At 73.0% G+C, this 19,717-nt stretch carries 19 protein-coding genes; 8 read left to right on the top strand and 11 right to left on the bottom strand.

The window, feature by feature from the left end:
* Positions 1-6: 6 nt before the first annotated feature.
* Genes EST54_RS11490 through EST54_RS11480 form a run of 3 tightly spaced genes read left to right on the top strand, consistent with a single transcriptional unit; the run spans position 7 to position 3,775 of the window.
* Positions 7-1,536: a sugar ABC transporter ATP-binding protein gene (locus EST54_RS11490; protein WP_129247508.1), complete on the top strand. Its 1,530-nt coding sequence runs from the start codon at positions 7-9 to the stop codon at positions 1,534-1,536.
* 2 nt (positions 1,537-1,538) lie between these two features.
* The gene (locus tag EST54_RS11485; RefSeq protein WP_129247554.1) at positions 1,539-2,579 is read left to right on the top strand and encodes an ABC transporter permease; all 1,041 of its coding nucleotides are present in this window, start codon (positions 1,539-1,541) and stop codon (positions 2,577-2,579) included.
* Between the two features lie 44 nt (positions 2,580-2,623).
* Complete coding sequence (locus tag EST54_RS11480) at positions 2,624-3,775, top strand: substrate-binding domain-containing protein (RefSeq protein WP_129247507.1); 1,152 nt, start codon at positions 2,624-2,626, stop codon at positions 3,773-3,775.
* Positions 3,776-3,892: 117 nt separating this feature from the next.
* Here the strand turns inward: EST54_RS11480 and EST54_RS11475 are convergent, their stop codons facing one another.
* Positions 3,893-4,837 (bottom strand): LysR family transcriptional regulator, encoded by a 945-nt coding sequence (locus tag EST54_RS11475; protein ID WP_239012629.1) that lies wholly within the window; start codon positions 4,835-4,837, stop codon positions 3,893-3,895.
* An 89-nt stretch (positions 4,838-4,926) separates the two neighbouring features.
* Here EST54_RS11475 and EST54_RS11470 point away from each other — a divergent pair, with 89 nt between their 5' ends.
* The 3 genes from EST54_RS11470 to EST54_RS11465 all read left to right on the top strand — a co-directional run bounded on the left by EST54_RS11470 (position 4,927) and on the right by EST54_RS11465 (position 5,897).
* Positions 4,927-5,358, top strand: coding sequence for a tautomerase family protein (locus EST54_RS11470; protein WP_129247506.1), 432 nt, complete (start codon positions 4,927-4,929; stop codon positions 5,356-5,358).
* Between the two features lie 108 nt (positions 5,359-5,466).
* Positions 5,467-5,634 carry a hypothetical protein gene (locus EST54_RS34650; RefSeq protein ID WP_167511529.1) on the top strand — a complete coding sequence of 56 codons (168 nt, stop codon included), beginning with the start codon at positions 5,467-5,469 and terminating at the stop codon, positions 5,632-5,634.
* The gene (locus EST54_RS11465; RefSeq protein WP_129247505.1) at positions 5,631-5,897 is read left to right on the top strand and encodes a DUF4190 domain-containing protein; all 267 of its coding nucleotides are present in this window, start codon (positions 5,631-5,633) and stop codon (positions 5,895-5,897) included. Before EST54_RS34650 ends, EST54_RS11465 begins: the two co-directional genes overlap by 4 nt.
* Positions 5,898-6,013: 116 nt before the next feature.
* Here EST54_RS11465 and EST54_RS11460 read toward each other — a convergent pair whose 3' ends face one another.
* The 7 genes from EST54_RS11460 to EST54_RS11430 all read right to left on the bottom strand — a co-directional run bounded on the left by EST54_RS11460 (position 6,014) and on the right by EST54_RS11430 (position 12,994).
* The gene (locus tag EST54_RS11460) at positions 6,014-7,141 is read right to left on the bottom strand and encodes a chitinase (protein ID WP_129247504.1); all 1,128 of its coding nucleotides are present in this window, start codon (positions 7,139-7,141) and stop codon (positions 6,014-6,016) included.
* A gap of 314 nt (positions 7,142-7,455) precedes the next feature.
* Entirely contained in the window at positions 7,456-8,655 is a 1,200-nt protein-coding gene (locus EST54_RS11455; protein WP_129247503.1) for a cytochrome P450 family protein, read from the bottom strand.
* On the bottom strand, positions 8,652-9,842 hold the full coding sequence (locus EST54_RS11450; protein WP_239012630.1) for an MAB_1171c family putative transporter: 1,191 nt from the start codon (positions 9,840-9,842) through the stop codon (positions 8,652-8,654). The genes EST54_RS11455 and EST54_RS11450 overlap by 4 nt, the downstream gene beginning before the upstream one ends.
* Positions 9,835-10,407, bottom strand: coding sequence for an ImmA/IrrE family metallo-endopeptidase (locus EST54_RS11445; protein ID WP_203525346.1), 573 nt, complete (start codon positions 10,405-10,407; stop codon positions 9,835-9,837). Before EST54_RS11445 ends, EST54_RS11450 begins: the two co-directional genes overlap by 8 nt.
* Positions 10,407-10,907 carry a helix-turn-helix domain-containing protein gene (locus EST54_RS11440; RefSeq protein ID WP_129247501.1) on the bottom strand — a complete coding sequence of 167 codons (501 nt, stop codon included), beginning with the start codon at positions 10,905-10,907 and terminating at the stop codon, positions 10,407-10,409. The genes EST54_RS11445 and EST54_RS11440 overlap by 1 nt, the downstream gene beginning before the upstream one ends.
* Before the next feature lie 187 nt (positions 10,908-11,094).
* Positions 11,095-12,042, bottom strand: a complete 948-nt coding sequence (locus EST54_RS11435; RefSeq protein ID WP_129247500.1) for a hypothetical protein — start codon at positions 12,040-12,042, stop codon at positions 11,095-11,097.
* A 292-nt stretch (positions 12,043-12,334) separates the two neighbouring features.
* Positions 12,335-12,994, bottom strand: a complete 660-nt coding sequence (locus EST54_RS11430; RefSeq protein ID WP_129247551.1) for a ScbR family autoregulator-binding transcription factor — start codon at positions 12,992-12,994, stop codon at positions 12,335-12,337.
* A gap of 99 nt (positions 12,995-13,093) precedes the next feature.
* Between EST54_RS11430 and EST54_RS11425 the strand changes: the two genes are divergently transcribed.
* The gene (locus tag EST54_RS11425; RefSeq protein ID WP_239012632.1) at positions 13,094-14,014 is read left to right on the top strand and encodes a ScbA/BarX family gamma-butyrolactone biosynthesis protein; all 921 of its coding nucleotides are present in this window, start codon (positions 13,094-13,096) and stop codon (positions 14,012-14,014) included.
* A 228-nt stretch (positions 14,015-14,242) separates the two neighbouring features.
* Positions 14,243-14,977, top strand: a complete 735-nt coding sequence (locus EST54_RS11420) for an HAD family hydrolase (protein WP_129247499.1) — start codon at positions 14,243-14,245, stop codon at positions 14,975-14,977.
* A gap of 61 nt (positions 14,978-15,038) precedes the next feature.
* On the opposite strand, the gene EST54_RS11415 is transcribed toward EST54_RS11420, so the two are convergent.
* The 3 genes from EST54_RS11415 to EST54_RS11405 all read right to left on the bottom strand — a co-directional run bounded on the left by EST54_RS11415 (position 15,039) and on the right by EST54_RS11405 (position 19,195).
* Positions 15,039-15,749 (bottom strand): FadR/GntR family transcriptional regulator, encoded by a 711-nt coding sequence (locus EST54_RS11415; RefSeq protein WP_129247498.1) that lies wholly within the window; start codon positions 15,747-15,749, stop codon positions 15,039-15,041.
* Positions 15,750-15,932: 183 nt separating this feature from the next.
* Positions 15,933-17,789, bottom strand: coding sequence for a GMC family oxidoreductase (locus EST54_RS11410; RefSeq protein WP_129247497.1), 1,857 nt, complete (start codon positions 17,787-17,789; stop codon positions 15,933-15,935).
* Positions 17,786-19,195 (bottom strand): hypothetical protein, encoded by a 1,410-nt coding sequence (locus EST54_RS11405; RefSeq protein WP_239012633.1) that lies wholly within the window; start codon positions 19,193-19,195, stop codon positions 17,786-17,788. Before EST54_RS11405 ends, EST54_RS11410 begins: the two co-directional genes overlap by 4 nt.
* Between the last annotated feature and the right edge of the window lie 522 nt (positions 19,196-19,717).

The raw sequence follows: 19,717 nt of genomic DNA, 5'->3' as shown, positions 1-19,717 counted from the left end.
AAGTCCGTGCATGACGCTCCAGACAGCAGCCCTCCCCCGCGCGGTGCCCCGGAGCCCCTCGTCCGCGTACGCGGTCTCAGCAAACGGTTCGGCGGCACCCTCGCCCTCGACGCCGTCGACCTCGACATCCGCCCCGGCCGCATCCTCGCCCTGCTCGGCCCCAACGGCGCCGGGAAGTCCACCCTCATCAAGGTGCTCGCGGGCGTCCACCACGCGGACGAGGGCGAGGTGACGGTCGCCGGGCACCCGCTCGGCACCGAAGCGGCCGCCCGCGCCATGTCCTTCATCCACCAGGACCTGGGACTGGTCGAGTGGATGACGGTCGCCGAGAACATCGCGCTGGGCACCGGGTATCCCCGCCGCGCGGGGCTGCTCTCCTGGCGGCGGACCCGCCGGCAGGGCACCGCGGCCCTGGACATCGTCGCCGCGCATCTCGACCCGGGCACCCCCCTCACCGACCTCCCGCGCGCCGAACGCTCCCTGGTCGCCATCGCCCGCGCACTGTCCACCCGGGCCGCACTCATCGTGCTCGACGAGCCGACCGCCAGCCTCCCGGCAGCAGACTGCGACCGGCTCTTCCACGTCCTGCACACCCTGCGCGACCAGGGCCACGCCCTCGTCCACGTCACCCACCGGATCGACGAGGTGTACAAGGTCGCCGATGTCTTCGCCGTGCTGCGCGACGGCCGCCTCATCAGCCAGGGCCCGCTCGCCGGTTACTCCCCGGCCCGGCTGGTGCACGACATCGTGGGCCACGCACCGGGCGGCTACCGGTTCGCACCCGCCGCGGGCCCGGCCGTCCTGAGCCTGGACCGGGTACGGACCGAGAACACCGCGCCGGTCAGCCTGGAACTGCGCAGCGGGGAGATCCTCGGCATGGTGGGCCTCACCGGCGCCGGGCACATGGAACTGGGCCGCGCCCTCGCCGGCGCCGGCCACCTCCTCGGCGGCCGCGCCCTGCTCGACGGGCGCCCGTACGCACCGGGCACGGTCGCCGCCGCCGTCGCCGCCGGCGTGGGCCTGGTGACCAGCAACCGTCAGGAAGAGGGCTGCGCCGCCGAACTGACGGTGCGGGAGAACTTCCTGGCCAACCCCCGGGCGGGCGGGGTGCCGGCCTTCCGCTGGACCGGCCCCCGGCGTGAGCGCGCCGAAGCCGCCGCCCTGGTCGAGCGGTTCTCGGTGTCCCCCACGGACACCGAGGCACCGATCGCCACCCTGTCCGGCGGGAACCAGCAGAAGGTCCTGGTCGGCCGGTGGCTCGGGACGCACCGACGCCTGCTGATCCTCGAAGAGCCGACCGCCGGGGTGGACGTCGGCGCCAAGACGGCGATCTACCGCCTGCTCCAGGAGGCGCTGGCCGACGGCCTCGCGGTCCTCCTCCTCTCCACCGACTTCGAGGAGGTCGCCGACGTGTGCCACCGGGCCCTGGTGTTCGTCCGCGGGCGGGTGACCGTGCAGCTGAGCGGCAAAGCCCTCACGGCGGCCGGGCTCGCCCGCGCCTCCTCGGCCATGGCCGCACTCACCGGGACGAGGTGACGATGACGCCCTTCTCCCGGCCCCCGTTGGGCCGCCGGTGGGGTCACCTCCTCGGTGCCTACGGTCTCCTGGCCCTCACCGTCCTGCTGTTCCTGGCCTTCTCGCTGGCGCTGCCGGACACCTTTCCCACCCTGGACAACATCTCCCAGGTGCTGTCCAACCAGTCGATCCCCGCCATCCTCGCGCTCGGCGCGATGATCCCCATCGTCACCGCGAACTTCGACCTGTCGATCGGCTACGGGCTCGGCCTCGCGCACGTCATGACGATGCAGTTGATCGCCAACGAGGGGTGGCCGTGGCCGCTCGCCTGCCTGGTGGTGGTCCTCGGCGGGGCGGTCGTCGGCACCTTCAACGGTGTCGTCGTCGAATTCGCGAAGATCGACTCCTTTATCGCCACCCTCGGCACCGGCAGCATCCTGTACGCCGTCACCGGCTGGATCACCAACGGGGCCCGGATCGTCCCCGGCCCGCAGGGCCTGCCGGCCGCGTTCACCGACCTCTACGACTCCAGGTTCCTCGGCCTGCCGGTCTCCGCGTACTACGTCCTCGCCCTCACCGCCGTGCTGTGGCTGCTCCTGGAACGACTGCCGCTGGGCCGGTACCTGTACGTCATCGGCTCCAACCCCCGCGCCGCCGAGCTGGTGGGCATCCCCACCCGGCGCTACGTCGTCTACGCCTTCGCCGGATCGGGTCTGGTCGTCGGTGTCGCCGGGGTCCTGCTGGCCGCGCAGCAGCGCATCGGCAACCCCAGCGTCGGCCTGGACTACCTGCTGCCCGCCTTCGTCGGTGCGCTGCTCGGCTCCACCGCGATCAGACCCGGCCGCGCCAATGCCCTGGGCACCCTGGTCGCCGTCGTCATCCTCGCCATCGGCCTGGCCGGCATCGGTCAGCTCGGCGCCCAGTTCTGGGTCACCCCGCTGTTCAACGGCGCGACCCTGCTCATCGCCGTCGGCATGGCCGGCTATGCCGCGCGCCGACAGCTGCGCCGGGGGCGGGCGGCGCCTCCCCGGCCCCGCCATGACGTGCCGCAAACCACCCCGTGACGGCCGGCTGTCCCCACCGTGTCGCCCCTCCGCAAGGAGTGCCCGTGCCCTCGCACCGCAGGACCGCCCGCGCCGGCGCCGTCGTTCTGGCGGTGGTGGCCACCGTGCTCACCGGCTGCGAGCGCGGCACCTCGACCGGCGGCGGGTCCTACTCGCCGGGGCCGGCACGGACCGGCTGCCCCACCGTCCTGGCCGGTGCCCGGGCGGCCGTGCAGCGGGCCATGACGACCCACTCGGCATGGGACGGCCCCACCACCGGCCCCCGGGCGGTGCCCGGCAAGCGGATCGTCTATGTCGCGCAGACCATGAACAACCCCGGGGTCGCCGGTGCCGCCAAGGGCGTGCAGGAGGCGGCGAAGACCATCGGCTGGAACGTCCGGGTGATCGACGGCCAGGGCACCCCTGCCGGGATCCAGGCGGCGTTCAGCCAAGCCATCACCCTGCGGCCCTCGGGCATCGTCATCGGCGGCTTCGACCCGCATCTGACGGCACAGCAGGTGGCGAAGGCCAATGCCGCACACATCCCGCTCGTCGGCTGGCACGCCGTCGACGCCCCCGGCCCCAGCAAGGACCCCAAGCTCTTCAGCAACGTCACCACCCGGGTCCAGGACGTCGCGAGGATCAGCGCGGACTGGATCATCGCGCACTCCCACGGCCACGCCGGGGTCGTCGTGTTCACCGATGCCTCGATCCCGTTCGCCAGGAACAAGTCCGAGCTGATCAAGAAGGCGCTGGCCACCTGCTCCGGCATCCGGCTGCTGGCCGAGGAGAACATCCCGATCCCGGACACGAGCAGCCGGACCCCCCAGGAGGTCTCCTCGCTGCTCTCCCGCTTCCGGGACCGCTGGACCCACTCCGTCGCCATCAACGACGTGTACTTCGCCGATGCCGCCCCGGCGCTGCGGGCCGCACGCAAGAAGGGCGGCGGAGCGCCGTTCAACATCGGTGCGGGCGACGGCGATCCGTCCGCCTTCCAGCGCATCAACAGCAGGGAGTTCCAGGCGGCCACCGTTCCCGAACCCTTCGCCCAGCAGGGCTGGCAGATCCTCGACGAATTCAACCGCGCCTTCTCCGGCAGGCCCGCCAGTGGATACGTCGCCCCCGTGCACATCACCACGGCGGCCGACAGCGGCGGCGCCACCACGTGGGACCCGCCCGGCTACCGCGCGGCCTATCGGAAGATCTGGGGTAGGTGAGCTTGACCCGGCTCCCGGGCGGCGCAACGCCCAGGAGAGCGCCGTTCGTTGGCGGCAAGGTGACCGGCCGCTGAGCGGAGGGCACGTGGCTGCCCCGGTGGCTGTCGCGGGGCGCCGTCAGACGACGCCGCTCGCGCCCGTGGGCAGCTGCGCCACCGAGTCCACGAGGGCCCGCACGGCCGGCTGCCAGGGGCGGTTCTGCGGGCCGCACAGCACCAGTCTCCTGCTGTGGTGCGGGGTGATCCGCACCAGGACGAGGTCGTCCGGGACCAGCGGGCGGGAGACCTCCGGCTGGATCGCTACACCCAGGCCGGCCTGGACCATGCTGATGAGCGTGCCGAGGTCCCGCACGCGATGGGCCGGGGTGTACTCCTCCCCCGCCAGTTGGTGGAGGGTGCGGATGTGCCGCTCGCAGCCGTTCGGCGAGAGGATCAGTGGGTCGTCCGCGAGGTCGGCGACGTGGACGGTCTCCTCGCCCGCCAGCGGGTGGTCCTGCGGGAGCAGGGCGAGGAAGGGGTCGGTCGCCAGCAGCGCGCCACTGCCAGCACGGGGGTCTTCCCGGCCGGCGGCCGGGGGCGGGTCGACCACGATGGCGGCGTCCGCCGCCGCGCTCGCGAGCCAGGCCTCGGTCTCCTCGCCGCTGCCTTCGAAAACGCGGATGCGGAGGGCCGGCAGCCGCTCGGACCAGTGGCGCAGCAGCGAGGGCAGCAGTCCCTGGCAGACCGTGGGGGTGGCGGCGAGGCGCACCGTGCCGTCCGCCGTCGCGGTGTGTCGGGCCGCGGCGTCGACGACCGCGTCCGTCGCCGCCAGCGCCGTGCGGGCGTGGGACAGGACCGCGTCTCCAAGTGCCGTGGTGCGTACGGGAGTCGAGCGGACGAGCAGCGGGCCGGCGAGGGTGCGTTCCAGCGAGGCGACGGCGTGCGAGACCGCCGACTGGCTCAGCCCCAGGTCCGCCGCCGCGCTACCGAACCCGCCCGCATCCACGACCGCGACCAACGCGCGCAACTGCGGCAGATTCAGCGCCACGATGCCTCCCCACCCCACGTCATGAGGCTCCCTCATGAGCCCATCAACCCTCCGCGTTGGACTCATCTTCCCTGACCGGAAAGGGTCATGAGCATCCACTCCCCCTCTTGGAAAGGCATCGCCCCATGCCGTACATCCGCGTCACCGTCTCCGACCCGGACCTGGCGCCCGCCCGTCGACTCGCGCTCGCGGAAGGGCTGACGGACCTGGCCGTCTCCGCGCTCGGAAAGTCCGCCGCCCGCACCACGGTCCATGTGCACCCGGCCCCGGCCGACCACTTCTTCGTCGCCGGACGCCCCGTCCGGGAGGCCACCGGCGCGCACGTGGAGGTGAGCATCACCGCGGGCACCAACAGCGCTGAAGAGAAGGGGCAGTTCATCACCGGGGCCTACGCGCTGCTGCGGGAGACCCTGGGCGTGCTGCCGCCGGTTGCCGGGGTCGCGCTGTACGAACTCCACCCCGAGAGCTACGGCTACAACGGCATCACACAGCTCGACCACTACCGGCACACGCCCCGTCCCGCACCCGAGACCGTGGAAGGCGGAGGGCGCCCATAGGAGTGCGAGATGCGGGTACCCGGCTTCACGCAAGCCGCCGCAACGGAGCGGCAGGTGCCCGCTCGGGCCGGCCGCGGCATGCGCCGGCCTTCGCACGAAAGGCACAGCATGCTTTTCCTGGTTGTCGCCCTCTTCCTCTTCGGTGCGCTGCTCGGGACCGCAGGCCATGTCCCCGTGTCCGTCACCGTGGTCGGTGGTATCGCCGTCACGGCCTGGCTCACGGTGTTCTTCCTGCGGGAACGCCGCAAGAGCGGCATGAAGGGAGCCTCGCGATGACATCGACCTGGATCCCGCTGAAGACCGGCCCCCGTCCGCAGGCCGACCGGATGGCCGTCGCGGCCTTCGTCTGCGGCCTGCTGGGGACCGTGATCTTCAATGTCTTCTTCGGCCCGTGCGCCGTCCTGTTCGGCGTCCTGGCGCTTTCCCGGGGCACGATCCGTCGGCTGCGCGCCTGGCTGGGCCTGGCGTTCGGCGTGCTCGATCTCGTGCTGCTCGTCGTCCTGACCGCGGCCGACGGGACCGTCAGCTGGCATGTTTAGGGCCGGTGCGGAGTCGGCCTCGGTGCGCGGCCGGCCGCCGTGGCCGGCCGCCGTGGCCGGGCGCGTCGATGGTGACGGCGTGGAAACCGCAGAGGGCCGCGGCAGCCGCCGGCTCGTCAGCCGGTGAAGGCCCGCACGAACTCGTTGGAGTTCTTCCCGATGCTGGAACAGGTCGCCTGCGCCTTGATGTTCGCGCCTTCCGGGCAGGGCTTGTCGCGGGTGAGGGACCACATCGACAGCCGGCCGAGCCCCTTCTTCTCGGCGAACGCCGTGAGTTCGACCGCGTCGTCCGGCCGGAAGACCTCGCCCTTGACGTCGTTCACCCCGATCATCGGCGTGACCCCCACGGTTTTCCATGCCGCGGCCTCGCTGTGGATGCCCAGCGCCGCCTTGATCTGCCGGTGGGTGGCGGTGGCGGCGTCGATGGCGTATTTGCCCATGTCACCGTCGTAGTAGGTGCCGTAGTCCATGGCCATGATGTTCACGGCGGAGACCCGGACGCCGTTCTTCTTCGCGCTGTTCAGCACCGCGAGGGAGTCCCGGTTCAGGCCGGAGGGGATCACCGGCAGCGTGAAGGAGACATCCAGCTTCCGGCGCTGCTGGAGCCGGGCGATCGCCCGGGCGCGCAGGTCGTTGGCCTTGGTGTCCGTCAGGGCGGGGCCCTCGATGTCGAAGTCGGCCTTCGTCAGGTGGTAGGCGTCGATGACCTTGCGGTAGGCGGCCACCAGCTTGTCCACCGAGCCGCAGACCCGGGCCAGTTCGTTTCCGCTCTGACCGCCGAAGGAGATCCGCACCTCGCCCCCCTGGGCGCGCAGTCGGTCCGCCTGCCGGGCCACCGGGTTGTCGGCCAGCTCCTGTCGGCCGCCCCACTTGGGCACACAGCCGTCCCCCGGCGAGACGAACGCCAGGTTGTACTCCTTCACCCCGGTCTCCCGGGCGCCCTTGAGGAGGTCGTAGGAGGGCCTGAGCGAGGTGTCGACGTACGGCGCGAAGGCGGGGGACGCCGGGGCGGGGGTGGAGGGAGCGTGCGTGGGCGCCTTCGGGGACGGGGATTTCGGGGCGGGGGCCTTGCTCCTGTGGGGCGAGGACGCCACCGGCGCGGGGCTCTTGGCGTCCTCCTGGTCCCCGGTCGAGCAGCCGGCGAGCAGCGACGCGGCGAGTGCCGCAGCCGTTGCCGCCGCGGCGGTGGCCGGTATCCGGGTGCGGCTCCTGCGCACAGCGGGCTCTTGCGTGTGGTTCGTCATACTCGGGCTGCATCCTTTGTGGGGGGGTGGGCAGTGGTGTGGGGACCTGAGGTCCCGCACGGCAGCCGCGGTCCTCCCCCACCGCCCCGGGAGCGGACCGCGATCCGGATCCGTTCCGGACCAACTTCCCGTGACCCCAGGCAATCGCATCCTTTTTCGCTGGTCAAGGCTCGCCCTCCGCCGCACGGCCGGCCCGCGGGCACCGACCTCACCGGGCGCGTGGAGCCACGACGCCCGGCTCGTACGGCTCCCTACCGCCGGTCACCACCGCCGGGGCCGCCGCGCCTCCCCACGCGACTGCCCCGCGAGACGGCTTACCCGATGGCGACGGGCAGTTGCTTGAGTGCGTGCGAGCGGAACGACGCGCGCCACTCCAGCTGTTCGTCCGGCACGGCGAGCCGCAGCCCCGGGAACCTGTCGAGCAGGGTGCTCAGGGCGGTGCGGATTTCCAGCCGGGCCAGGGCGGCGCCCAGGCAGTAGTGGACGCCGTGGCCGAGCGCGAGATGCGTCTTGTCGGCCCGGTGGATGTCGAAGCGGTCCGGTTCGGGGTAGCGGGACGGGTCCCGGTGCGCGGACGCGAGCGCGAGCAGCACGGTGTCGCCCGTCGGAATCCGTACGCCGCCGATCTCGACGGGTTCGGTGGGGAAGCGCCGGATCGCCATCTGGTTGGGATGGGCGAAGCGGAACAGCTCCTCGACGGCCTCGGGCATCAGCTCGGGGCGGGCGCGCAGGGTGGTCAGCTGGTCGGGATGGCGGAGCAGGGTGAGCAGTCCGCCGCTGATCAGGTGCTGGGTGTTCTCGCTGCCCGCCATGAGGATCAGGAAGGCCAGCGAGACCAGTTCGTCCTCGCTGAGCCGGGCACCGTCGTCCCGGGCGGCGATCAGGGAGGACAGCAGGTCGTCCGCGGGGTGTGCGCGGCGGGCGGAGATGAGGTCCAGGAGGTAGCGGTGGATGTGTCCGATCGCTTCGGCGGTGTGCCCCGGGTACTCGGGGGCGAACATGGCGGCGACCCATCCGGAGAACGTCCGGCTGTCCGCCTCGGGCACGGCCAGCAGGTCGCCGATGATGACCAGCGGCAGCGGGTGGGCGAACGTCGTGACCAGATCGGCCTGCCCCACCTCGGCCAGCCGGTCGGCGAATTGACCTGCCACCTCGGCAACCCGCGCGCGGAGCTGCTCGACGTGCCGTGGGGTGAAGCCCTTCGAGACCAGCCGGCGCAGCCGCAGGTGATCGTCCGGGTCGATGTTGAGGAGATTGGCGTCCAGCGCGGGCGGCAGGGAGAACCCCTGGTAACCGTTGGTGGAATGGGCCTTGTTCACCGACAGCCGCGTGTCGGTGAGCCCGGCCCGGACGTCGCGCTCCCGGGTGACCAGCCAGACGGGGGACCCGTCGGGCAGCGCGATCCGGTGCACCGGCCCTGCGCTGCGCAGCCGGGCGTAGGTGGGGTAGGGGTCCTGGAAGAAGTCCTGGTCGAAGGGGCGGCCGAGGGGCGGTGCCGGGGTCTGCTGGGTCATGTGCGTTCCTGGGTTGCCGGGCCGGCGGCGGGGTGCGCGGCCGCGGCCCGGACGATCGGGGACGTGGTGAATGCTCGCGCCAGTTTGCGCTGGAAGGCGAGTTCGGCAGCGAGGTCCTGGGGCTCCGCCACGCGGGGCGTGGGCGGGTGGACGGCGGGCCGTCGTTGCCCGGCCCGCGCCGCCAGCGCGGCCCTGAGCTGAGCGGCTTCGACGGTGGCGGCCAGGTCGGTGCCGTCCAGGCCGGCCGCCCGGGCGCGCGCGTCGGCGGCGTCGGCCACATCGGCCGGGATCCAGACGCGGAGCGCCCATTGGGCGTCGCGGATCTCGACGAGTCGGCGGTAGAGCCGGGTCCGCAGATCCGTGTCGGGTTCGAGGTGCAGCACCGGTTCGGGAATCTGGGCGGTGACCTCGCGGTGCAGCGGGCCCAGCTCCCGGAAGGCGCGGTAGTCGGTGAACCGCTGCCACAGCGCGGTGAGATGGCGGCCCCAGTCGGGGAGGATCCAGCCCAGTGTCTTGCTGAGGGTCGCGATGGTGACGGCGACCTGGGCCACCGGCTCCCAGGCCTGCCCACCGACGCCGAACTGGGCGGCCACGATGTCCGCGGCCCGGCATCCGGTGTAGACGAGGGCGAACGGCAGCGTCGCGGCGATGAGGTACAGCCCGCGACGCATCCAGGGCTGCGGAGCGATCCTGGCGTAACGCCAGCCGAGGACGCCCACGTCGACCTGGTTCGCGGCATAGGCGAGCAGGTAGAGGGCGAGGTAGGCGGGGTAGTACTGGGCGCTGTCGATGGCGAAGTCGTCGGGCTTCTCCCCGCGGCTGGTGGCCACGGTGAACAGCACGACCATGGCGACGAGTACGAGCCCGAGTCCGATCAGCCGGGGGCGTGCCTTGCGCCAGGCGACCGGGGCCTCATGGCTGAGGTGGAGCAGCACGATCTGCTGGCACGCCGTCAGCAGGATGACGCAGCTCTGCGACAGCAACCCGGAGAAGTTGACGATGCCGACGGCGCTGCTGGTCGCCGCCCAGACCGCGGGGGTGGAGACGGTGTAGGTGACGAACAGGAAGAAGAAGTTGGCGAGCAGCGCGACCTGCGTCACGGAGCGGTCCGTGCGCAGTACGCGCAGTTTGTACAGCAGCGCCAGGCCGGCGACGGCAGCACACAAGGGGTAGAGAACGCTATTCATTGCTTCCTCGGAAGGCGGGGTTGTCCAGCGCACCGAGCCGGGAGACCAGCTCTTGCATCGCGGGTGGGACGGGCCGGACGTGGTCGGCGGTCCAGCTGCCGATCCGGCGCCCGATCAGCGAGCCGACGTACTCGGCTTCGGTCTCCGCCCAGGACCGGGCGTGTTCGCGCCCCAGCGTCCGGCGGATCAGAGCCGGGTCGAGCGAGGGCAGCAGGAGCCGGGAGGCCTCGGGGGTGAGGACCGGGCTCGCCTCGTGGTCGCAGATGAGGTGGCCCAGCTCGTGCAGGATGACCTGCTGCTGGTGCACCGGCGCGAGCCGCTGCTCGTAGACGACGTACTCCGTGCTCGCGGTGGAGACCCACAGGCCGTCCGGGCTGCCCAGCGGCAGCGGACAGGGCAGGAGCTGGATGGGCCGTCCGGAGCTCCGGCTGAGGTGTGCGCACAGGTCGTCGATGGACAGCTTCGTGTGCGCGGGCAGCCCGAGGGCGTCGACCCGTCGTTCGCACTGTTCGCGCAGCCGCGTCGCCTGCGGGTCCGCGTCTTTGTGCCGCCAGCGCATCACCATCACTGCGGCGAGCGGTCATTGCGGCCCTGCCCCGGCAGGTCCTCCAGGGTCGCGCGGGCGGCCTCGGCGGTGCTGACCAACCGGGTGATGAGATGGCTCAGTTCGCTCAGCGAGGAGTCGGGGGCGGCAGGGCCCGTCTGCCGCAGCGCCACGCTCTCGACGCGGTGCGTACGCATCTTCCTGAGCAGCTCCAGCTCGGAGTTGACATCGTCGAAGACCTGCTCGTCGAGGAAGTAGGCCACCCGGGAGACGCCCAGACTGTGGGCCACCTTGACGAGGGTCTCCACGGTCAGGTTGGTTCCGTCCGCGGATTCGGCAGCGGCCAGGGTGCGCTTCGAGACCCCGGCGAGTTCCGCCAGCCGGGCCAGGGTGAAGGGGCCTTCGGGGTGGTGGTGGCGGATGTGCCGGAGCCTGCGGGCGATGGCGGTCTTGGCGGCGTGCGCGGCCCCGTCCGGACCGGCGGACGTGCCTGCCGCCCTGGCGAATTCGTGGCGGTCCAACCTTGTCCCCTCCGTGGCGTGTGCACTAAAGGGTCGCACGCGGCACGGTGCCCCCCGGTGCAGGGTACGCGGCACCGTTGACCTGCGTACGCGGGACGAGAGGCCCGGCCTCGGCTGCGGGAATCCCGCCCGCCGGAGTCCGGTTCGGCCGGAACGGAGCGGTCCGCCGGCCGAATCGGGCGACCGGTCAGATACCCGGGGCCTCGTCGTGCACGGTGAGCAGCCCGGGGCAGATGTGCGGGGCCGGCAGCGGCCACGGGGACGACAGGGCGGATTCCACCGCCATCGACTCCCGTGCGGTCCGTTCGGCAGCGCTGCGCGCGGCTCCCAGACGGCCGCGCCAGATCAGTTCCTCGGCGATGCCATAGGCCCAGGAGCCGAGCCAGCCGCTCTGCCGGGGGCAGTGCAGCGCGAGCGCCCCCCTCAAGGCGTCGTAGGCCCGCAGGAGTTGGTGGGAGAGTTCAGCGTCGAGATGCTCGGCGTGCGGACGCTCGTGCAGCGGCGGGACCGGGCAGTCGGCCAGCAGGTGGGCCACCCGCCGGCGCAGCAACTCCGCGCCCTCCTGGAGCCGTTGGGGTGCCGACCCCTTCGGACACGACGCCTCCCAGAGCTCTTCGAGCGGATCGCCGGCCCGGGACCACGGCGGCGCGGGCGCCTCGTCGCACGGGGAAACGTCCGCGGCGTCCGGGGAGGGCGCACCGCCCTCCGGGCGACCGCCGCAGTGGTCCGCACACTCCGGGACGTGATCCGCCACCGGAGAGTGCCGCAGGAAGTGTTCGTAGCGCAGTTGGGACCACAGATCACACGGAGCAGCCGGTCCGGTGAGCAGCCGCCAGACGGGGGCGACGTTCCAGGTGTAGCCGGTGACGCGCTCTATGTGCCCGGAGCCGCGCGTGGCGAATACGGCCAGCCGCCCGGTGGAATTGTCCTGCACCTGCGTGTAGAGGCTTTCGCCGAGTTGCCAGGCGGCGCCTATCCCGAACGGCGCTTCCTGAGCGCCCGTTGCCCCTTTGTGCGCGGCGGCGGGCAGCAGCGTGCGCAATGCCGTGTCGTCCGCCGGCTTTCCCTGGGCGACGAGGAAGGGAATTCGCTCTCGGCGGCTGCCGGAGAGAGAACTGCTGCGATCAGCCGCCATGCGGGTCTCCCGTCGTGGTTCGGCATGCGGCAACAGCCGTATCCGGCTTGGCCGCAGAAGCTATGACGGTCACTGGCCGTCCCCCTATGGCCATCTTTCGACGGCCCCGCATCGAGACGATAGACATAAGCGCACTGCGGTGCAACTAACTGCTGATGTCATGCAATAAATTGCACCGCGGCCATGGCGTGGGGACCCTGGTGGCGCGAGACCGCGCGCGGCGGTCGTTCCGGACGCGGCCCGTGCCGTGCGCGGCGGGGCGACCGCACGGGCCGGGTGCCGCGCGTGGCAACTATGCCGGTTCGGGTGCCGGCCTGCCCGTACGGGCCCGCCGGCGTACCCGGTCGAGCAGGCCCGCGGGGTCCGGTTCGGCCTGGAGGCCGCGGAGCAGCAGCAGCCACAGGTCGTGCAGATGGGCCTCGATGTGCCGGCGCCCCTCCAGGGCGTCGGAGACGGTGTGCAGTCCGAAGAAGGCGCAGACGACGCTGTGCGCGGTGGCGGCGGGCGGCACACCGGCGGCGAGTTCACCGTTGTCGCCGGCCTCTTCGAGGAGCTGGGTGACCAGGTCGATCCAGCCGAGGAAGGGGGCGGGAAGCTCGGTTTCGATGGCCTTGCGTTCGGCCCAGAGACGGGATCCGGCGCGTACCACGATGTCGTCACGGAACGCCCGGGCCACGTCGAAGCTGAGTCCGACGAGTTTCTCCAGGGCGGGCAGACCGGGCTTGCGGTACCGGGTGATCAATTGCGGCCAGGTGGCAAAATGCTCCTCGACAATGGCGAGGGCGAGCTTCTCCTTGCTGGCGAAATGGAAATAGATCGCCCCGCTGGTGCGGCCGGAATGTGCGCTGATATCGCTGATGCTGGTGCCGGCGTACCCTCGCTCGTCGAACAGGGCCGCCGCCGCCTCCAGAAGGAACCTGCGTGTCGTCTTCGCCCGGATCTGCACGTACACCTCAGATGTCGTTCTCGTGCCGGCGGCCCGCAATCTATCGCGCTGCGCCACCCGGAATGAACAGGTGCGCATGTTCGAATTTCGATATTCCCTGGTCGTATGAGTTCCTCAACTGCTGGCACCGCCGGAAAGAGTGAGCCGCTCAGCTGGTCCCGCACCGTCGAGCGGGAGCTGGTGCACCGGACTTCCGTGGCGGAGGTCCTCCTTACGGATGTACGGCGGACGGACACCCCCCATGTCTTCGCCGCGGCCGCGTCGTGGCCGCGCGCCCATGCGACGTTCCCCCGCGACGGATCACCGCGGCACAGCCCGCTGATCCTGGTGGAGACGCTGCGTCAGCTCGGTCTCTACATCCCGCTGCGGTTCTACGCCGTTCCCGCGGCGTGCCACGCGGTCATCACCGACCTGTACTTCCGCCTCGCGCCCGGCAACGAGCCACCTGCCCGCGCCGGAGCGACCGAGGTCACCTGCCGCGCGTGGGTGAGCGCGGTGCGGCGCAGCCCGGGCCGCCGCGTCTCCGGCCTGCGCCTGGACGCCGCCTTCACCGTCTGCGGGCTGGCCTTCGGGCAGGGAGGCGGCGGTGTGCGGTTCCTCAGCGACGCGCAGTACCGCGCGCTGCGCGGCAGGTCGGCCCGCGTGGGCATGGTGGCCGCCGCCCCGGAGGCGGCATACCGCCCGCCGGCGGCGGAGCTGTCGGTGAACCACCCGCAGGACGCGGTCCTTGCCGTCGCCGGGAGCGGGCTGCTCCTCTCGCCGGCCGACCCGCTGCACCCGTTCCTCTTCGACCACCCGACCGACCATGTGCCGGGCATGGCACTCCTGGAGGCCGCGCGGCAGGCCGCCGCGTACGGCAGCGGGGGCGCCCTGGGCCGGCCGCGCGCCGGCCGCCTGAAGGCCGTCCGGTTCACCGAACTCGCCCCGCCCGCACGGGTGCTGTGCACGCAGTACGACTCGACCTGCGTCTTCCGTGTCACCCAGGACGACACACGGACGGCCTACGGAACCCTGAGTTACTCATAGGACCATACAATATGGACAATTAGGAGCCTATTGACCACGCCGAGTTGCCGTCCGTAACGTAACGATCGTTATTTTCCGCTGCAGAGCGCACCAGGTTCCCCCTTTCGCGGTGGCTGCCCTCTGCCGGAAACCCCCAGCCCGGTGCCCGGCGGCCGTCATCCGACGCTGCCTCGCCCCGCAACGCGACCGGTCATTCGCCGCTCCGGGCCTGTCGGAACGGAAACCCGGATGACCGCACATCGCTTTTTCTCCTGGACACCCGCCGCCGTGGTCTTCGACTGCGACGGCACCCTGATGGACACCGAACGCCACTGGGTGGACGCCCGCGACATGGTGCTGCGCGAATACGGCTGCACCCCCTCGGCCGAATTCTCCGAACAGGCCCGGGGACTGCACTACACCGAATGCGGGCGCCTGATGGCCGAGGCGGCCGACCGCCCCGACCTGACCAAGGACATGACGGACACCCTGCTCGACCGCTTCCGCGAGCTCGTGGCCGCCAACCCCACCACCATGCCCGGCGCGCCGGAACTGGTGCATTCGGCCGTGCAGTTCGCCCCGCTGGCGGTGGCCAGCAACTGCCCACTGGAAGTCGTCGAGTCCTGCCTGGGCCTGGCCGGACTCCGGGAGTGCTTCCGCCACATCGTGGTGCCCGACGCCGCCATCAGGCCCAAACCGCACCCCGACGTGTACGTCACCGCGGCCCGGCTCTGCGGAGTCGACCCGGGGGACGCCCTGGCCGTCGAGGACTCCCACTGCGGCGTGCAGGCCGCCGCGGCCGCCGGCATGCGGGTGCTCGGGGTCGGCGCACAGCCCGGCGAGAAGGAGCAGGCGCTGGCCGACTGGTGGGTCGACTCGCTGGAGGAGCCGACGGTACAAGGGTGGGCGGACGCCCGTATCCCGACCCAGGACACCGGGCAGGCCGACGCCGGGGCCTCCGGCGCCGGGGCCATCGACTCCTAGGCCGGTTCCGTACCGTCCCGCCGGGTTTGCGCTCCGGATACCCCTCCCGGCCGGTCCGCGGTCAGGGCTCCCGGCCCGGCCGCTGTCCGTCCGTGGTGCGCATGAGGCCTTCGGTGTCGGTCATGTAGGCCTCCAGGGCCCGGCGGGCGGCGCGCTCGTCGCCCGCGGCCACCGCCTCCGCCACCGGGTGGAGGCGGTCCGCGGCGGCAGCGGCGTCCTGGAACGGCCGGGCGAGCGCCTGGCGGACCGGGAGGTAGCCACCGAGCAGGGTGTTCGTCATGAGCAGGTAGACGCGGTTGCCGGTGGCGCGGGCCAGGGTGCGGTGGAACTCCGCGTCGGCGAGCTGCACCTGGTCGGCGTCGCCGCCGGCCCGTACCGCGGCGACCTGCTGCCGCAGCGCCGCGACGTCCCGCGCGGTGGCCCGGCGGGCGGCCAACTCGCCGATCAGCGTGCCCACTTGGCGTCGCACCTCGAAGATCTCCGCCAGCCAGGCGCCGTCCCGCAGCACCAGGGACGGCAACAGCTCCGCGGTCCCCAGCCGCCAGAAGTCCCGGACCCGGGTGCCCACTCCGTGCCGGGTCTCGACCAGGCCCGCCTGCATCAGACGGACGAACGCATGCTTGAGCGTGGTGCGGTTGACCCCGTAGGAGGCGGCCAGCTCGCGCTCGGGCGGCAGCAGGGCACCCACCGGGTGCCGGCCGTCGATGATCGCGTCCCGCAGCCGGCGCTCCAGGGCGTCGACCGTCGTGTCACGAGTGATCGGATCGTCCATCGGTGCCGCCACCGTTCCCCCCACCCCGCGCCGCCCGGGCGGCCGTCCTCCGTTGCCGTGCGCGCCCCACCGTACAAGGGCGCCGAGCCGGTCCGTGCGGTGGTCACGCCCGCCGTACGTCCGACCGGACACCTCGGCGTACGGCCGGACGCGGGAACGGCGCCGCGCGGACCGGACCGGGGCTCAGCCGCCGTCCGGCCGGCAGGCCGCCTCGGACACGGCGCGGGCCAACGCCATGATGGTGAGCTGCGGGTTGACCTCCGGGCAGCTGGGCAGCGCGGAGCCGTCCGCGATCACCACGCCCCGCACCCCGCGCAGCCTGCCGAGCGGATCCGCGGGTGCCCGCCGGGCGTCGGCCCCCAGGGCGACGCTCCCGGTCGGGTGGAAGGCGGACAGGTGGAGTTGGCGCGGGGTGACCGGTTCGAGGACGGCGTCCAGCTCGCGGGTGGTCCGGACGGACGGAGCGCCCGGTACCCCCGTGAACACCTCCTCGGCGCCGGCCGCCAGCAGCAGCTCCCCCATGGCCCGTACGGCGCGCAGCAGTCGCCGGCCGTCGCGCGGGTCGAGGCGGTACCAGGAGACCGCCCGCTCCCGGCCCGTCACCCGGCCGCCGGGCCGGTCGGAGATCATGGCGCCGAGGGTGGCGAGATGGCCGGAGCGGTCGAGGCCGGCGCGCAGCGCCCGGCCCGCCCCGGGCAGCACGAACGAACTCAGGCCCGGCGGCGGAGCGGTGGCCTCCAACAGGATTCCCTGGTCGTGGAGTTCCTCGACGCCGGCGCTCTGCAGCACCGACGGTGCGCCGGCGACCGGCTCGGCGAAGCGGCCCGCCACGCTGGTCGCGGGGTGGACCGCGAGATTGCGGCCGGTCATCGGATGGCCGCCGAGGCCGGAGCGGCGCAGCAGCAGCGGTGACTGGAGCGCACCGGCGGCCACGACCACCAGCGGGGCGAGGATCTCGAAGGTGGTGCCGTCCGGCCGCCGGGCCGCGACCCCGGCCACCCGGGGACCGCCCGGGCGGTCCCGCTCGACCAGGAGGCGCCGCACCCGGGCCGAGGTGACGATGCGGGCGCCGTGCGCGCAGGCGTCGGGCAGCACCGACAGCTGCACGCTCTGCTTGGCTCCCGTCGGGCACCCCACGACGCACTCGCACGAGCCCCGGCAGCCGGGCGCGTTGCGGCGCAGGGCGTCGGCCCCCCAGCCCAGCCGCTCGGCGCCGAGCAGCGCGAGGCGGCCGTTGGTCCCCAGGACATCGGTCGGCTGCCGGGCCACGGACAGGGTGCGTTCGACCTCGTCGAGCTGTCGGCCGAACTCCGTGGCGTCGGCGAGCGGCAGGCCGAAGTCCTGCCGCCAGCGCGCCAGCACCCGGTCCGGAGTGCGGTAGCAGGTACCGGAGTTGACGAGCGTGGTGCCGCCCACCGCCCGCCCGGTCGGCAGCAGCACACCGGGCACCCCCAGCATCACGCTCGCCCCGCCGTCCCGGTAGAGCTCGCCGAACCGGTCGAGCGGGGTACGGCGGGCGAACTCGGCGGTGCTGTGGTGGCGTCCCTCTTCCAGCACCAGCACCCGCAGTCCGGCCCGGGCCAGGGTTCGGGCGGCGACGGCGCCGCCGGCACCCGAGCCGACGACGACGGCGTCGGCGCGCTGCCTCTGCGGCCACTCCGCCGAGGGCACACAGTCCAGCGGCGGGTCCGCGGGCGCTGCCGGACGGGCCACCGGGGTGCTGCGGCGCGCGTGGTATTCCGTACCGGCCGCGAGGAGCACCGGAATCTTGACCAGGTCCAGGAGGTACGCCGTACCCGGCCGGCGCACCAGGCCGGTGACGGTGCGCTCCCGCTCCTGTGGGGTGAGGCGGGCGAGCGGCCGGCCGTGACGGGCGCGGGCGGTGGCGTCGACGGCGGTCGCCGCCGCGGCCATCGCCGCACGGGTGGCGCGCGGCATGGCGGCGAGGGCGGCATCGAGGCGGCGGGCCACCGCGCGCACCGTCGCCGGGTCGTCCTCGGCCAGCAGCGCGGCCAGCAGCCCCTCGGTCGCGGTGTTCATCGCTCCCCCACCTCCGCGTGCGCGGTGCCGCGCAGGGTCCACGCGGCCTCCGGGCGCCAGCCGCCCCACCACCGCTCCAGGACGACCCGGGCGTCGGCCGTGACGCTGTTGCGGCACACCGCACGGCTGCCGTCCGGGTCGGTGTACTCCAGCGCCAGGGTGCGTTCTTCGGGCTGGTGCACCGTGACCCGGATCCGGCGCGGGCCGGCCCGTCCGGCGACGGTCCAGGAGGGCAGGCCCACGTCCGCCCGGAAGCGGCCCAGCCCGAACCAGCCGACCGCGGTGCGGGTGCCGCGCCGGGGCCAGTCGCGGCCCGCCCGGCGCAGCCGCAGGAACACCAGCGGGGGCAGCCGGTCCAGGCCCCGGCGGCGGGCCACCGCCACGACCACCTCCAGGACGTCACCGCCACCGAGGTCGGCGTGCAGCCAGGCCCAGCGCCGGGCGTTGCCGTGGCCGTAGATCCGTCCGGTGGCACCGGGGGCACCGGCCAGGGTGAGGTCGGTGCCGGGGCCGCGGACCGTCCCGGTGTAGCGGGCCCGGCCGCCCGGAACGATCTGCGCGGCCGGCAGCAGGGGGCGGCGCCAGGCCCAGGCGGGAAAGGTGTGCAGCGTGGGCCCTTCTTGATCCTCCGTCAGGTCCCAGGTGTAGGGCCCACAGCTGCCGCGCAGCCGGCCGGGTCCGGCCGCGACGCCGGTGGCCCGGAACCCGGTGGCATCGGGCGTGACCGGTTCGGGACCGAAGCGGGCGTGGGCGACCGGTCCGCCGGGCGGGCACACGGCCACCCAGCCGTGCGCGTAGCCGCCGCTCCCGTCCTCGGGGGCGGTCACCTCGTGGTGCAGCCAGAGGCCGGTGCCGGTCGACGGCTCGGTGACGGTGGTGTACCAGACCTCCGTCCGGCCGGGCCGGCCGTTCCACCCCGGGGCGAGCTGCTCCGGGCCACGGTCCGCGGCCGGGAAACGGAAGCTTGCGAGGAACGGCAGCAGGGCGCCGGCGAGCGAGAAGCGCACCGTGCCGCGCCCGGCCTCCTGCTGCGCGTCGTCGTGGACGGTGAAGGGCAGGACGGTCAGGGAGTGCAGCGGGCGGCTCGGCGAGAGGGACTTCCAGCCGTCCAGCAGGTACGTACGCCCGGCCGTACGGAAGGAGAGGCGGTAGCCGATGCGGCGCCGGGCGAGCGGCGAGATCTCCATCTCGCCCTCCACGGAGGCCTCCTCGCCCCAGCCGCACACCCGCAGCCGGCCGCGGACCCGCGCCTCCGTGGTGCGCCAGGGCAGCAAGAAGGTGTCGGTCCGGACCTCCAGATCCAGCCGGACCGGCCGGGTCTCCCGCTCCCCGGTCAGCCGTACGCTGCCGGTCATGGTCTCGGTGAACCGTGTGCGGCGCTTCGCCATCGGACGGCGCTCCGTCATCGGGTGACGCCCCCTCGGCGGCCGGCCGCCCGACGCCGGACCGGGCCCGCCGAGCCACCCGTCGCGACGGCGCCCGGCGGGCACCCGGGCCTCTCCTGCGTGGGCGTGCTCTGCATCCGACAGCTCCTCACCGGCGTGGATCGGCAACAGTGGCTCAGTGGATGAGCCACTCAACCAATGGAATTCCCGGGCGTCAAGAGGTATGCAGGGAGCGGGAGTTGGCTCCGATTGCGGTGTGGGCAGCTCCCGCCACCCCTCCCTGGCGGCGGTCCGCGTGCCCGCAGAGCCGTACGGGCCCGGACCCCGCCGCCGGGAAGCGGGCGGCCGGTTCCGGGCCCGTAAGGCCGGGTCTACGCCCTCACAGAGACGTCGGGGTGCAGCCGCCCGACGGTCCACACCCGCTGACGCCGTACGGCGAGCGCGGTCACGGCGAGGAAGCCGGGCCGGCCGAGTGACCGGTGGGGGTGGCCGGGCGTCGGGGATCAGCAGTTGCCCTTGCGACGAGCCGGGATCACAGTGAGA

The organism is Streptomyces sioyaensis, from assembly GCF_004122735.1.
GTDB classification, from domain to species: Bacteria; Actinomycetota; Actinomycetes; order Streptomycetales; family Streptomycetaceae; genus Streptomyces; species Streptomyces sioyaensis.
The sequence above is the reverse complement of the archived record's forward strand: the minus strand, read 5'-3'. Positions and strand labels throughout refer to the sequence as shown.